The sequence below is a fragment of the Calditrichia bacterium genome, from assembly GCA_020634975.1.
Classification (GTDB): Bacteria; Calditrichota; Calditrichia; order RBG-13-44-9; family J075; genus JACKAQ01.
Window position 1 is genome coordinate 108,642 of record JACKAQ010000005.1, and the last position, 14,698, is coordinate 123,339.

Annotated in this window: 9 protein-coding genes; 7 read left to right on the plus strand and 2 right to left on the minus strand. The window is 47.6% G+C overall.

The features are described from left to right. Nucleotides 1-18: 18 nt before the first annotated feature. The 7 genes from H6629_22085 to lpxA all read left to right on the plus strand — a co-directional run bounded on the left by H6629_22085 (nt 19) and on the right by lpxA (nt 11,440). A complete protein-coding gene (locus H6629_22085) occupies nt 19-4,326 on the plus strand; it encodes a hypothetical protein (GenBank protein ID MCB9070473.1) in 4,308 nt (1,435 codons plus the stop codon). A 76-nt stretch (nt 4,327-4,402) separates the two neighbouring features. Beyond that, nucleotides 4,403-4,825 (plus strand): GNAT family N-acetyltransferase, encoded by a 423-nt coding sequence (locus H6629_22090; protein ID MCB9070474.1) that lies wholly within the window; start codon nt 4,403-4,405, stop codon nt 4,823-4,825. A gap of 90 nt (nt 4,826-4,915) precedes the next feature. Continuing rightward, nucleotides 4,916-7,240: an outer membrane protein assembly factor BamA gene (bamA, locus tag H6629_22095; protein MCB9070475.1), complete on the plus strand. Its 2,325-nt coding sequence runs from the start codon at nt 4,916-4,918 to the stop codon at nt 7,238-7,240. Between the two features lie 54 nt (nt 7,241-7,294). After that, nucleotides 7,295-7,822: an OmpH family outer membrane protein gene (locus H6629_22100; protein ID MCB9070476.1), complete on the plus strand. Its 528-nt coding sequence runs from the start codon at nt 7,295-7,297 to the stop codon at nt 7,820-7,822. Between the two features lie 296 nt (nt 7,823-8,118). Further along, nucleotides 8,119-9,150 carry a UDP-3-O-(3-hydroxymyristoyl)glucosamine N-acyltransferase gene (gene lpxD / locus H6629_22105; protein MCB9070477.1) on the plus strand — a complete coding sequence of 344 codons (1,032 nt, stop codon included), beginning with the start codon at nt 8,119-8,121 and terminating at the stop codon, nt 9,148-9,150. Between the two features lie 68 nt (nt 9,151-9,218). Then, entirely contained in the window at nt 9,219-10,628 is a 1,410-nt protein-coding gene (locus H6629_22110; protein ID MCB9070478.1) for a bifunctional UDP-3-O-[3-hydroxymyristoyl] N-acetylglucosamine deacetylase/3-hydroxyacyl-ACP dehydratase, read from the plus strand. A 41-nt stretch (nt 10,629-10,669) separates the two neighbouring features. After that, on the plus strand, nt 10,670-11,440 hold the full coding sequence (lpxA, locus tag H6629_22115) for an acyl-ACP--UDP-N-acetylglucosamine O-acyltransferase (protein ID MCB9070479.1): 771 nt from the start codon (nt 10,670-10,672) through the stop codon (nt 11,438-11,440). Between the two features lie 9 nt (nt 11,441-11,449). Here the strand turns inward: lpxA and H6629_22120 are convergent, their stop codons facing one another. Beyond that, on the minus strand, nt 11,450-13,057 hold the full coding sequence (locus H6629_22120) for a hypothetical protein (GenBank protein ID MCB9070480.1): 1,608 nt from the start codon (nt 13,055-13,057) through the stop codon (nt 11,450-11,452). A gap of 14 nt (nt 13,058-13,071) precedes the next feature. Continuing rightward, nucleotides 13,072-14,478, minus strand: coding sequence for a hypothetical protein (locus H6629_22125; protein ID MCB9070481.1), 1,407 nt, complete (start codon nt 14,476-14,478; stop codon nt 13,072-13,074). Between the last annotated feature and the right edge of the window lie 220 nt (nt 14,479-14,698).

The window sequence follows — 14,698 nt, forward strand, 5'->3', positions numbered from 1 at the left end:
AGGACGTACAGTTTTTCAATGGAAAATAAAGAACCAAAACAGCCACATCGCATCCACTTTTCAAAGCCGCCGAGCTGGTTGTTCTATACATTTATTATTACGTTTTCCGTGCTTCTGATTTTTTTTCTGGTGTGGCGATACACGCCGGTAAAAGATGAGGTAGAGGCGCGGATTATCCGCCAGTTGCAGCCGTATCTGGGCGAGTCGTTTTACATCACCGATTTTTCGATCGGCTCGGATAATCTCTCCTTTTACAACGTTCGCGCGGCCAATCCGGGTGCCGGATTCTCGGTTGAATTTGCGGAAATCCGTTTCAGCTTTGCGCCCTCCAAATTGCTCACGTACAATTTTGATCCCGTCAAAACCATCAACAACGTAAAGCTGATTCGCCCGCAGGTAACATTATATTACAGCGATGAACCGCGACAAATTAATCCCGATTTATCGCTGGAAAAAGTGTTCGAAGAAATCATCACCAACATCAAAAAATTTCCGGAAATCGATCACGTAAAAATTCGCGATGGCAGTGTTGTGCTGCAAATGCCCTGGCAAACCACGCTAGCGGAAAAGCAAATTCCGCTGTTCAGTGGATTGAACGGGCGGCTGGATTACCTCGCCAGCAACGAAGAAGTAACGCTGGCACTCGATGGCGAGCTGCTCGGCACGGAAAATTCCGGCATCAAATTAACCGGTTATGTGGATTTCGGATTCAAACGTTGGGAAGCAACAGTTGATTTTCTGGAAAGTTATGTGACATCCAACCTTCCGTTCTGGAAAATCAATTTCTGGCAAATTGAAAACGCCCGGCTCAGTGGCAGCGTGCAGGTAATCAACGAACATTTTGATATGGACAGCCTGATGTTTAACGGCGATGTGCAGGTGAAAGATATGCGCATGGCCATTTACAATCAGCACACCGAAATTGATAGTTTTTATCTGCGGTTCGAAGGGCAGGATGTGCTGATCGATACATTCGATTGCCGGATTGAGGACGGACGCGCCCGTTTCGGCGGGATGTTGTATAACGTGCTCCATCCGGAAGCGGACTGGCGACTGTCGGTTTGGGATTTTTCCGCGAGCCATCTAAAGCAATCGCATAGCATATTTGAATATGCATACGAAGGAAAAGTTGCCGGAAACGCCCATTTTTCCGGTCCGATCAAAACAATGGATATTCACGCGGAAGCGCGTTGCCCGGACCTGCTTTACGCCGTGGTACCGTTCAACACAGTCCGGACGCGGCTGGATTACAATGTTCGCGAGAAAATTTTGCGGTTCCCGTATTTGCGGGCGGATTTTTTTGAATTCCGAACACAAGGCACCGGTTACGTCAATTTTAATACTGATACGCTCAGCCTCGATCTCGCATCGGACATCGAAGTGCCTGACGATTATTTCAACTGGATGACTGGTTTGAACAACGGCAAAGTGTTGGTGGATACCGATTTTTACGGCAATTTTCGCCAGAAAGATTTTCGCGGCGGATTCGTTTATCAGGGCGTTGGTGTGGATACGCTGCTGGCGATCGGGCGCGGACCGTTTACGCTGGATGACCAGTTGCTGCGCTTCAACGTCCGAACGGATGATGTGGACGACGATTTTCAGCTGAGCGGTGTGATCCACAAATTATTCAGCGGCCCGCAAATCGAAATTCTCGATTTCAACGATTTCCCGATGTCGCAGCTCAGCTACAATCCGGTGGTGAAATCTTTTCTGGACAAACGGCACATCCACATGTTTTTTTCCGGTCCGTATTATTCGCTGGCAACCAAAGCCAAGCTCGTTCCCGAAGATGATCAGTTGCGCCAGATTGTGATGGCGTTCGGTAACATCACCGATATTTTTCTGGATAACCAACGCTATCGAGGAAAATTCCGCGTCAACAGCGAGCCGAAAGAAATCAACGGCGATTTCGATGTGGCATTCGATGTTTCCGGCGTAAATATTCGCGTTAACGCGCCGGATGTTTTGCAGGCAAATGTGTTTCAGGGTTCCAAATCCGATTCGCCGTACACCGGCACCGTGAAGCTGGAAAAATTCAGTCTGCAGGATTATCTCGCCAACAGTCCCGAGTGGTCCAATGTATTGCAGGAAGGCAATTTGCAGGGTGAACTGCGCATTGATGGCACCGTTGAAAATCCCGGGTTGCGGTTCAATCTGGGCGTTCAGGATTTGGTGGTTAACGGCGTTGGTTATTACAACGCAATCGTGGATGGCGCATTTAACAATCACCGGCTCGATTTCAGTGATTTGTGGGTGCGGTTGAACAGCGATACTGTCGCCAACGCACTGCTCAGTTGGGATGCCGTTTCGGACAGTTTGTCGTTCCGGATGAATGGCAGTAATCTGGAAAGCAATTTTTTGGCGGAAACCATTTTTGGCGATCCCGATGTGATTGACGGCTCGCTATCTTATGCAATAAAAGCAAATGGATTGTTGGCGCAGCCGCAGTTAACGGGATCGCTGCATATCGGCGAAGGGCATTTGCTGGATGAAAACGTGTTTCACGGCATCGAACTGGCGGTGGCGGATTCGCTCATCGAGGGCGGTAATTTTTGGCAAATTGATCACCACATCGTCAATGTCCGGCGATTTTTGTATCACAATCGCGATGCGTATGATGTGAACGTTGCCGGATTTATCGGCATTCAGGAATACGCCCCGATGGATTTGAAAGTGAATGCGCGCGGCAACGTGCTGGCAGAATTACCGCAAATTTTACCGTATTTTATCGATCCGAAAACCGACGGCAAGCTTTACGCCCGCATCGTCGGTTCGCGCGGAAACCCGCTACTCGATGAAATTGATCTCCAGGTTTACGATGGCAGCATGGCGTTCGATGGCGTTGTTCCGCCGATCACCAATTTGAAAGTGGATGTAAAGCTTTCGGAAAATGATAATTTTATTCACATCCGCAATATTGAAGCGCTGGTTCAGGGACGCCGCGCCAGAATTTACAACCAGCCGTCGGTGACCACCACAGACGGGCAGGTGCTGGAGCCGTGGTTTTTTGAAGATGTCGGGCTGAATTTGGGCGTGCTGTCGCTGGAAACGGCGGAAAACGGCATTCCGCTGCACTTTCCGGGAATGATGGAAGAAGGTGATATCGGCTTTTTTACCGCATCAGGCAGGTTGCCCGGCGAGGCGTTTTATTTTGCCGGACCACCGGATTTACCGCTGTGTCGCGGCACAACCCAGCTCTTTAATTGTCGGGTAACTTTCCCGTTTATCGGGATGTACGACGAATCGGGCGAATATGTTTATGATGAAAATGACCGCGTTATCGAATTTATGATGAACATGCGCTGGGATATGAAATCGTTGCCCGGCAACAACAATCGCTATTTTGTGAGCATTCCCGGTTACGTTGGCGAAGTGTTTATGGATTTGAATATCGATAACAATTCCGAAGGTTTTGTTTACACCGGACGGTTGATTGATGAATCGTTCCGGGTGGATGGCAGTGTAGAATCTTCCCGTGGACGAGTGGAATATCTCGATGTGAATTTCCGGGTGGAGCGATTTGGCGCAGAGTTCAACGTTTACGAAATTTATCCGGAAGTTTACGGCACAGCGTACACCACCGTTCGAACGGAAGAATATGATCCCGTTTTTGGCGTCACCGGCGGCGATACATCGGCTGCGGCCATCGGCGGGGAAAGTGTCCCGCGCGACATCCTCCTAAAATTATACGTTACCGATCCGGTCACCGGAAAAGAAGTGTCCAAAGGTCGCTGGGAGGATTTCCGATTTAAGCTGATTTCCCGGGAAAATCCCTATGGCGAAACGCAGGAACAGTTGCTGGCCAGCCTCGGTTACAGCTTTCGCAACCTGCAATACAAAGCCGGAGAAGTGGGATTAACGCTCACCCAAAATTTCCTGATCCGCCCGCTGTTCCGCCCGATCGAACGGCAGTTGGAGCGCAAACTCAAGCTGGATTATGTGCGGGTTCGCTCCAATTTTGCATCGTATTTGCTGTATCTCAGTTTTCAGGATCGAACCAAAATTTTCAATCGACCCACGTTTTTGTTGGTGAACAACAATCTCGATCCGGCGTTACAATTGTTACAAAGTTCGGAACTTACGCTCGGCAAATATGTTCTAAAGGACGTGTATATGTCTTACACCGGACAGTTGGTTGCCGGCGTTGACGACTCCAAACTGGGCGTCAACCACACGCTTGGTGTGGAATATCGCCTGCTTTACAACTGGCTGCTGGAAGTGGAAATGAGCAAATTCCAGTTCGATCCGTTTTACAATATAGATAACTCACGTGATCTCAGTCGCGATTTCAGAATTCGCCTGCGCCGGTCGATCACTTTTTAGAAAATTATATTTTTTTTGCATGATAAGTTACGAAAAAACAACAACTAAAATAGCCGCCCCAAAAGACGCTCCCATTTTGACAACCATTAGCCACGCCGCAAAAATGCACTGGAATTATCCGCCGGAGTGGATGGATTTGTGGAAAAATGATCTGGTAATTTCCGCTGAATATATCCGTAAACATTCGGTGATGAAGCTGGTTGCCGGTGATGAAATCGCCGGATTTTGCGCCATCGAATCCGCCGAAAACAGTTATGAAATTACCCATCTTTGGATTCATCCGAAATTTATCGGAAACGGATTTGGAACAAAATTATTAAACGAAACTATAATGGCTGTTGTAAAACCGGGTGCAACGATTTATGTGGTTGCGGATCCGAATGCGGAAGCTTTCTATCGTCGAATGGCATTTGAAACCGTTGGTAAAACGGAAAGCCTTCCCAAAGGTCGATTTCTACCGGTAATGCAAAAAATTTACCGGGCTACCGGCGACGCATGAATGTAACTTGTGATTTTTGTTTTGGAAAAATTAAGGAAATCGATTAATTTGAAAGTCTGTGTACTAAAACATAAAATTGGTCTATTCAATATGAATTTTCGAGAACGCTGGAAACATTTTTTAATCATTTTCGCATGTGTTGCGGTAGCTGGAATATCTACTGCTCATGCGCAGCAAACACAGCAATTCCGCATTAATACTATCAAAATCGAGGGAAATGAAACCGCAGACAGCACCCTCATTTTGCTCAACAGTGGTCTGATACGAAGCAGTTACGTTTCGGGTGATAATATTCAACGGGCGATCCGAAATTTGTGGCAGTTGAATATTTTTTCCAACGTTCAGGTGTTGGCAGAACGCCAGTCCGGAAATAATATCGATCTGATCATCCGCGTTGAGGAATATCCGCGATTGGAAGGTTGGACCGTCGTCGGAAACGATAAGCTGAAGAAAAAAGAAATCGATAAAGAGATCGGTTTTTACCGGGGAATGGTGTTCACGCCGTTTGCGGTGTATAAAGCCCAGCGCGATCTCGTCAAAAAATATAAGGATGAAGGCTATTTGCTGGCAACGGTGAGTATCGATACATCCTTTTCTGAAAATGACCGCGTCATTGCCAACCTGAATGTGAAGGAAGGCAAAAAAGTGCAGATCAAGCGTATCCAGGTGCTCGGTGCAGAGGAACTGGATCCCAAAGATTTGCGCAAATCGTTTAAAGAAATCAAAGAAAAACGCTGGTGGCGCGGCGCGGATTTCGATCGCGAAAAATATGAAACGGATCAGCAAAATTTGCTGGCGTTTTGCCGCAAAAACGGCTTCCGCGATGCCGAGATTGTCCGCGATTCCATTTATTACAGTGAAGACAAACGCGATTTATTTATCGATGTATATATTGAAGAAGGCCGCCGTTATTACTTTGGCGATGTTTCCTTCGAAGGTAACACGGTTTTTACTGAGCCGATCTTGCGCACCCAACTGCTGTTTGAAAAAGGTGACATCTACAATCAGGAAGATTTCGAAAAAAGCATCCGAGAAAATATCCAGAACCTCTATTACAACCAGGGCTATTTGTTTGCTAACATTTTGCCGTTGGAAGTGCCTGTCAGTGAAGATACGGTAGATATCAAAATTCGTATCAACGAAGGCAATGTGGTGCGGATTAAAGAAATCATTGTAAAGGGCAACACCAAAACCAACGAAAAAGTGGTTCGTCGCGAATTCAAGATTTTTCCCGGCGATGTGTTCAACCGCAGCAAACTGGAACGCAGTGTCCGCGATGTGTGGGTGCTGAATTATTTTGCGAACGTTGTGCCGGATGTAAAACTGTTGCCGGATGACGAAGAGCACGTAAACCTCGAAGTAACCATCGAAGAACGTTCCACAGACACCGCCAACATGAGCGCCGGTTACAGCCAGCGCGACGGGTTTATCGGTAGTGTCGGATTTTCACTGAATAATTTTTCGCTGAAACGCCCGCTTACCGGCGGCGACGGCCAGCGATTGACATTCCAGTGGGATTTCGGACGATACTACCGCAACCTCTCGCTCAGTTTTATTGAACCGTGGACATTTGGCAGCACAACGCTCACCGGTTTTTCAATTTTCAGCACGCGATACAACGGCTCTTTCCGTCCGTGGGATGGGGAAGAACGCGGTGGTTCGGTTCAATTGGGACGCCGTTTCCGCTGGCCGGACAACTACTTTCGCGGTGACTGGATTTTGCGAATTGCCGAAAACCGCATTCTGGAAGTACGCAACGAAGAACTGCTGAACCGCTTTCTTTTCGCTAGAGAAAACTCGATGCAGATCAGTTTAACGCAAGTTATCCGGCGGGATAGCCGGAACCGTCCGGAATTCCCGACAGCCGGTTCCGTGTTCAACTTGCGCACCAAACTCGCCGGCGGTCCGCTGCAGGGTGATGAAGATTTTATCAAAAATGATTTCACGCTGGAATGGTATGTGCCCATGAAATACGGGCTGGTATTTTTCCTCGAAAACCGCATGGCATCAATTGCTGGTCTCACCAAAGGCTATTACATCAACCCGAACGAACTCTTTTTTATGGGTGGCTCCGGGCTTGGTTTTTCCGAATCGTTGCGCGGATATGACGACGGGCGGGTTGGACCCACTTCCGGTGGTACCGCAATGGCGCGTTTCACAGCGGAAGTGCGCTTTCCCATCGCACCAAATCCCACTATTTTTGGTCTGATGTTTATGGAAGCCGGAAATGTTTGGGATAATTTTTCAGAAGCCGATTTTTCCACCCTGAAACGGTCAATCGGTTTTGGCGCGCGTTTGTTTATGCCGTTACTTGGCATCATCGGTGTTGACTTCGGCTATGGATACGACTATTACGACAATTTAGGAAATCGAAAAGGTGACTGGAAAGTCCACTTCAAATTCGGACAATTTTAAATAATTTTTCTCAACTAAACCCCTGTAAATCATGTTATTAGGAGGATTTTATCAGTGAAAACAAATAGGCTTTTGATCGCAACATTTATGATGAGTATTGTTTTTATGTTGGGTATGGGAAGCGTAAATGCCCAAACCAAAATCCGGTATATCGATTCGCAAAAAGTGCTCGAAAATTATCCGGCATGGCAAAATGTCCAAAAACAATTGGACGATCTGAAAACCAAATATGAAACAGAATTCAGCCAGAAACAACAATCCGGACAGCAACTGCTGGAAGAAGTGCAAAGCCAGAGCCTGCTGTTGAGCCCTGAGAAAAAAGCTGAAAAAGAAGCCCAGCTTCAACAATTGCAGATTGAACTGGAACGCTTTTATTACGAAAAATTGGGTCCGCAAGGTGAACTTTACAGCAAACAAGAGCAAATGACCAAGCCGATTATCGACGATATTAATGCGGTTATCAAACGCATTGGCGAAGAAGAAGGCTACGACCTGATTCTCGATTCCGTCCAGGGCTTGCTTTATGCCAAACCTGATCTGGATATTACCCAGCGTTTGTTGGACGAACTCAGCAAAAAATAGGTAAAATTCTACGTAAAACAGTTGTTAAAAAGCTGAGATGCACCCATTGCATTTCAGCTTTTTTTTTAGCGAATGAGCATTATTTTAGAACGGGTTAAAAGGATTGGGCGTTTGGGTCAATATTAACTCTTTGCACAATTGGGCGAAAATTCGTAATTTTATCCTTTTGTATGCTTTATTTTTCCATAATTGTTATAAGTTTGTTGGCAAAATGTATTCAAAAATAATTCTGATTGTTTTTAATTTTATGTTTTTTTAAGATTTACGCTTTGTCTGTATATCTGTTGAGAGAAAAAATGCCTTCGTACACATTAAAATATATTGCCGAAAAAATCGGCGGTAAACTGGTTGGAAATCCTGCGCTGCAAATCCACAACACCGCAGAAATTGATAAAGCGGGTGACGGCGAAATCACATTTTTGGCTAATCCCAAATATCGCTCACGGCTGGAGCAATCCAATGCATCCGCTGTTATCATTGATAAACGGGTTGATGAACCGCCCAGCCTGCCGTATATTATCGCGCCGGATGCCTATTTCGGGTTTTTGCAGGCGTTGTTATTGTTTAACGAACCCAAACAAATGCTCGAAACCGGTATTCACGAAACGGCTGTGGTTCATAGCGGTGCCAACATCGGAAAAAATGTCAAAATTGGCGCGCATGTTTACATCGGTGCGGATGTTTCCATTGGAGATGAGACCGAAATTTTCCCGAATTGTGTGATTTTGGATGGCAGTAAAATCGGCTCGAGTTGCCGGTTGTATCCGCTCGCCAGTGTCCGGGAGGATTGTGTGATCGGCAACCGCGTTATTATTCACAATGGTGCGGTTATCGGTAGCGACGGATTTGGCTTTGCCCCGCACGAAGGCGTATTTCACAAAATACCGCAGGTTGGCAAAGTAGTAATCGAAGATGACGTGGAAATTGGTGCAAACTGCACAATCGATCGCGCGACGCTCGGTGAAACCCGTATTTGCAATGGTGTAAAACTGGATAATTTGGTGCATATTGCGCATAATGTGGTTGTTGGTTCGCATACGGTAATTGCCGGACAAGCCGGTATTTCCGGCAGCACAAAAATCGGCTCACACAATATGATCGGTGGGCAAGTGGGAATAATCGGGCATATTACCATCGGCAATGGCGTGCAAATCGCCGCACAATCCGGTGTTTCCAAAAAAGTTGAAGATGGCGAGGTGCTGTTCGGTTCACCGGCGCGCCCGATCATGAAAATGAAACGCATCGAGGCATCGCTGGATCACCTGCCGGAAATCCGAAAACACATTCGTGATCTGGAAAAACGGTTGGCGTTGCTGGAAAAAAAATGACAGGCAGTTGCCGGTTTTTCTAATTTGAGAAAATGATCTAAGTATATATTTATCAGGAGCTTGCAGAGATGGCTAAAAAGCAACAGACCATCAAAACGCCGGCGTCTTTTACCGGAATTGGGTTACACACCGGGGAGCGGTCAACCATAACTTTTAAACCGGCGCCGGAAAATTATGGCATTGTTTTTCACCGGACGGATCAGGAAAATTCAGTCGAAGTGCCTGCGTTGGTCGATTACGTTGTGCAGGATAATTCGATCGACAGTTTGCGTGGCACAAATCTTGAAAAAGACGGATCGAGAATATACACCGTAGAACATGTTTTGGCGGCAGTTGCCGGATTGGAAATTGATAACCTGTTGATTGAGCTTTCTGCAGGCGAGCCACCGGTTGGCGATGGCAGCGCAATGCCTTATGTGAATGTGTTGCTGGAAGCCGGAATTATTGAACAGGATGCTCCCAAAAATTATCTTGTTGTTGAAGAAACACTCCACTTTCAGAATGACAAACGCGGCATTGACATGGTTGCGCTGCCGCTGGACGATTTGCGGATGACCGTGATGGTTGATTACCAAAATCCGGCGTTGGGCAGCCAACATTCCGGTTTATTTTCGTTGGAGAATGAATTTGTGACGGAATTTGCCCCGGCACGAACCTTCTGTTTTTTGCACGAAGTGGAAATGTTGCTGGATCAGGGCTTGATCAAAGGTGGCAGCCAGAACTGCGCTGTTGTCATATGCGATAAAGAATTGGGCGACATCAACGAGCCTAAAATCAAAAAAGCGCTGAATATGGAAGGCGATGTGTTCGTTGGTGAAAACGGCTTACTCAACAACCGCAAAATGCGTTTTCCGAATGAACCGGCGCGACACAAACTGCTGGATCTGCTCGGCGATTTATTTTTGGTGGGCGCACCCATCAAAGGGCAAATTTTAGCCGCCAGACCCGGGCATCAAAGTAACATCGAGCTTGCGCGGCGATTGCGGGAAGTTTATAAAAAACAAAGGCTTACAAAAAAATATCAGGAAGTTTCCACCAAAGGCGTCATCTTTGATACCAAAGCGATACAAAAGATTTTACCGCATCGCTACCCGTTTTTGCTGGTCGATAAAATAGTTGAATTCGAGCCCGGAAAACGGATTGTCGGCGTCAAAGGTGTTACTGTCAACGAAGAATTCTTTCAGGGGCATTTCCCCGGTCACCCGATAATGCCCGGCGTTTTGCTGGTTGAAGCCATGGCACAAACCGGCGGCATCATGATGCTGGATGGCGCAGAAAATACGTCGGACAAAGTGGTCTATTTTATGGCGATGGACAAAGTGCGTTTCCGTAAACCGGTGTTTCCCGGAAACCAGGTTGTGATCGAATGTGAACTGCTTCGGCGGCGCTCAACATCCTGTAAATTGTATTGCAAAGCCTTTGTTGATGGCGAACTGGTCGCCGAAGGCGAGTTGATGGCTGCGATCATGGATCGCTGATGTGAATTAAAAATGTATGTGAAAAGAGGTTTTCAATGGCAATTATCCATCCCACTGCTATTGTGCATCCGGACGCAAAATTGGGACAGGATGTAGAAGTTGGGGCGTTTTCCATTATCGAAGCAGATGTGGAAATCGGAGAGGGATGCCGGATTAAATCACATGTTTACATCGATTCCGGAACCCGTTTGGGACAAAATGTCCAGATTTTTAGCGGCGCTGTTTTGGGCACCGCTCCGCAGGACCTGAAATATAATGGCGAAAAAACCTTCCTCGAAGTTGGCGACAACACCACCATTCGTGAATACGCTACGCTCAATCGCGCAACCGATTACAGTTGGAAAACCATCGTCGGCAAAAATTGTTTGTTGATGGCATACGTCCACATAGCGCACGACTGCATCATTGGCGATAACGTGATTATTTCCAACGCCGTAAATATGGCCGGTCACGTGCTGATTGATAAATTTGCGATAATCGGTGGCATAACAGCGATTCACCAATTCGTGCACATCGGGCAACACTGCATGATTGGCGGCGGTTTGCGTGTGCCGAAAGACGTGCCGCCCTATATTCTGGCAATGGGCGAACCGCTGCAATACGGTGGTTTAAATTCGGTGGGTTTGACCCGTCGCGGTTTTTCGGCAGAAACTTTGAGCAATCTGAAAAAAGCTTACAAATCGGTTTTTCGCAGCAGCCTCACGAAAAAAGAAGCCGTTGCGCAACTCCGTGCTGATTTTCCCGGCTGTTCCGAGGTGCAAATTGTTGCGGATTTTCTGGAAAACAGCGAACGCGGCGTCATTCGAGGATAGCACACATCGTTAGTGAACCACACCGGCGAGCAAAATTTCCCTGCTCGACCGGCTGCGCAGATGGAATTCCGCCCATCGCGGCGCTGCTTTGCCATCGCGCCACACCTGCACCAACACCCGCAAATAGCCGTTGGCTTTCTGGATTTCTGCCGGATTTACCGGTACTGTAATATGCTGATCTCCCGATTCTTCCACCCAAAAATCGCTGCCCATTGGTTTTCCGCTATCGCTGAGCCGGCGAATGCGGTAGCGTGATTCGGCAAAACCGGTGCCGAAAACTTTGCCCAAATCCACCAAATGCAACGTGTCACCATCCAGTTTGGCAAATTCAACCGGCGAAACTGTGCCGAAATGTGCGTCAATAATTTTCTGTCGGCGTTTCAGCAGCGTTTCCAAAACGTAATCTGCCGCTTCCGGTTCTGGATAATTGGCGGCGTTTACCAACGCCGAAAGCTGTTCGCGCGTCAATTCCGCCACAATTTTTGCTGCCCAGTAACAATCATCCGGGCGTGCTTTGCGGATCGGTTCGAACGGATACGCCTCTTTCCATTTCAGCGGATCGAACAAATCCGCCTCAAATGTGCCAACCGACGGCCACGGTGTGTAGCCGATGTGTTCCCATTTGTTCACCCGCAAACCCAGCGTGGCAATATTGCCGAACATCTCCCGAAAGCTGAACACATGCGCAAAGCCGTCCCACAGGCGTCCGCGTTCTGTGCCGTGTGCGCCCAGCGATTCACCGAAATCGAGCAAATAATGGCGCACAAACCCTTTTCCGTCAGTTTCTTCGTACACATCCAGCGAATTATCGATGCGAATATCGGTTTGATTGGTGAACGCGCCAAACACCTTCAACGCGCGCATCACCCGACGATCCTGATGGGGAATCCGGTCATTCGGGTCGTCATCGCGGGTGCCTTTATCATCTATCGGACCGAGATAAATCCCGTCAATTAAAAGACTTGCGGTGGCGCGATACAGCCCGTCCTGCGGCGGAGCAACCGAGCCGAGCACCAGTTGCACTTCCTCTTCGGTAATGTCTGCAGTGGAATCGATCGGCACTTCTGCGCTGTTAAAATAAAAGGTGTAATCCTCCGGAACGTTGTAGCCGAATGCCCAAAACAGCCGATTCACGATGAACGCGGTGGTCGTTTCCACACCCGGAAAATTGGGCGGATCGAATTTGACCAGATACAGCCGGTCACGGCTATCCGCGATAACAAATCCCGGATTTCTACCGCGATGTTTTGCCCGAACCACCCGAACCGGCGGTTTCGGCGGACCGATTTGCGCCGGTCCGCTGACCATTTCCTGCGGAGAAATTTCCCGGAAACCGAGGCGTGGATTAAACCAGCTCGATTTCGGCACCTGATCGACGGCGTTCACATCCTGCGCCGGTAATCCCGGCACAAAATTGAACGCGCTGACCGCCGGACGCCGCACCAGCACGCTGAAATAATAATCTGCGCGAATATATTTGGTCGTTTCCGGCAGCGGAATCGGGTGCCGGTCCTGCAAATCCCAAACCGGAGGCGCATCTGCAAAACGGAAGCTGCGGGAAGCGCAACCGCTAAACAGTGTTCCGAACATCAATAAAATCAGTAGTTTGCGATTCATGAACTTATCCCGCCTCATTTCCAGTCCGAGCGATCTTTGTTGAGTGACGACAGCCCGACATCCAGTTTGAAGAACAATCCTTCCGAACCGTAGCTAAAAAACAGCCGGGCAACTTCGCTGTAAGCGGTGTGAAAATCGATGCCGAAACCGGCTGCCCACGGCGGTTTTCCGGTGAAAAACTCGCCCGGTTTGGGCGCGACAGTCAAATAATCGTAAAAAAGATGTCCGTTGAGATAGTAGGCGAGCGGCCATTGATATTCCAGCGATGCGGTCATTTTGTATTTATCGCTGCGCAACAGCGATTTGCTGCTGGCGCCGCGAAATTCCTGATGCCGGGGATATTCCACGAATGCGATATCGTTGCGATCGTTGAGATTTTCAACCATATCGAACACGATTCTGGGAACCAGCAGCCGGTTTTGCCGGAAAACCGGCAAGAACACCATCGCATCAAGTCCCGCGCGGAACAGCCGGTCTTTGTCATTTTTCAGCCCGAAAGCCAGTCCGCCGTAGCCTTCAATTCTGGCGCCGGGTTCGATAATTTTCAGACTTTCGCGATTATCGAAACGGAAGGAAAGCTCGTTGTAAATTTTTTTGCTTTTGTAAAAGGAGCCCGGCAAACTGTCTGTATCAAATACTTTGGAAAAATTGTCTGCGGCAGTGCCGGCAGGATTGCGAACAGTGCGTTTTTGATAAAAAATCGAATAGAAATATTCCAGATTCGACGATGTGCGCACACCGATATTCGCATGCAAATGCAGCCGCCGCTGGGCGTAAATTCCCCGTTCTGCATCTGTGTCGGGTAAAAAATAGCTGCGCGGATCGTTTTGCGGATCCGGCCCGATGCCATAAAACCGGAAATTGTCATCGGTTTCCAGCCGGGTTTCAACATCAAACTGCCAGAAATAATTGTGCCGGAAAAAAATGTAGCTCAGTGCGCCTTTCAATCCCCAAATATCATTATTATTGTAAACCCCTTTTGCCTGCGATGTAAAATAATGACTGTGATACGTTAAATTGACGCCCAAACCGCGCGGCGAGCCGGACACAATATTGAGCACCGGAAACCAGGCTAACTTGTCTTCGTACAGATAAAAAAAATCTTCGAATTTTTTGAAAATGCGTTTTTCATCGATAAAAACAGCGCTGAACGCGGTGGATCGCAACATTGCGTCAATCGTAAATCGCGGCAGCCAAAAAATGGCGTGGAGCACTTTTCGGGGCGTATAAAACGCTGGTGTCGCGGCGCGTTCGATACCGCGAATCTCTTTGTAATTAAGGCTTTGGGTGAGTGAGTCGGCGGCGCTGCGAGCGGAGATGGAATCCGGCTGCGGCGATTGCGCAATCACAGAAATCGGTAAAAATCCCAATATCGCAATCAAAATAAAGCGCCGGAAATTGAAATAGCTAATCAATGTCATTCGTGGATTCTCGCAGCAAAAGCAGACATTTTTGCAGAATAGTTAACTTTTTGGACTTCGCGAATCTACCGAAAAACCCGGTTTTTATCAACAAAAATCCGAATCGTCGGAATAGAATTTGCATAATTCCAAACCGCTTAAAAAATAATTTTGAAAATATCAAAAACATCTGCAACATTTTGGTAACTCATCTGTCCATTGATATAGAACGAAGAGGAAT

What these genes read in the sequence shown, in the direction of transcription:
- H6629_22085 (MCB9070473.1), top strand. Translation starts at nt 19, where the DNA reads ATGGAAAATAAAGAACCAAAACAGCCACATCGCATCCACTTTTCAAAG.
- H6629_22125 (MCB9070481.1), bottom strand. Translation starts at nt 14,478, where the DNA reads ATGACATTGATTAGCTATTTCAATTTCCGGCGCTTTATTTTGATTGCG.
- H6629_22120 (MCB9070480.1), bottom strand. Translation starts at nt 13,057, where the DNA reads ATGAATCGCAAACTACTGATTTTATTGATGTTCGGAACACTGTTTAGC.
- bamA (MCB9070475.1), top strand. Translation starts at nt 4,916, where the DNA reads ATGAATTTTCGAGAACGCTGGAAACATTTTTTAATCATTTTCGCATGT.
- lpxD (MCB9070477.1), top strand. Translation starts at nt 8,119, where the DNA reads ATGCCTTCGTACACATTAAAATATATTGCCGAAAAAATCGGCGGTAAA.
- H6629_22110 (MCB9070478.1), top strand. Translation starts at nt 9,219, where the DNA reads ATGGCTAAAAAGCAACAGACCATCAAAACGCCGGCGTCTTTTACCGGA.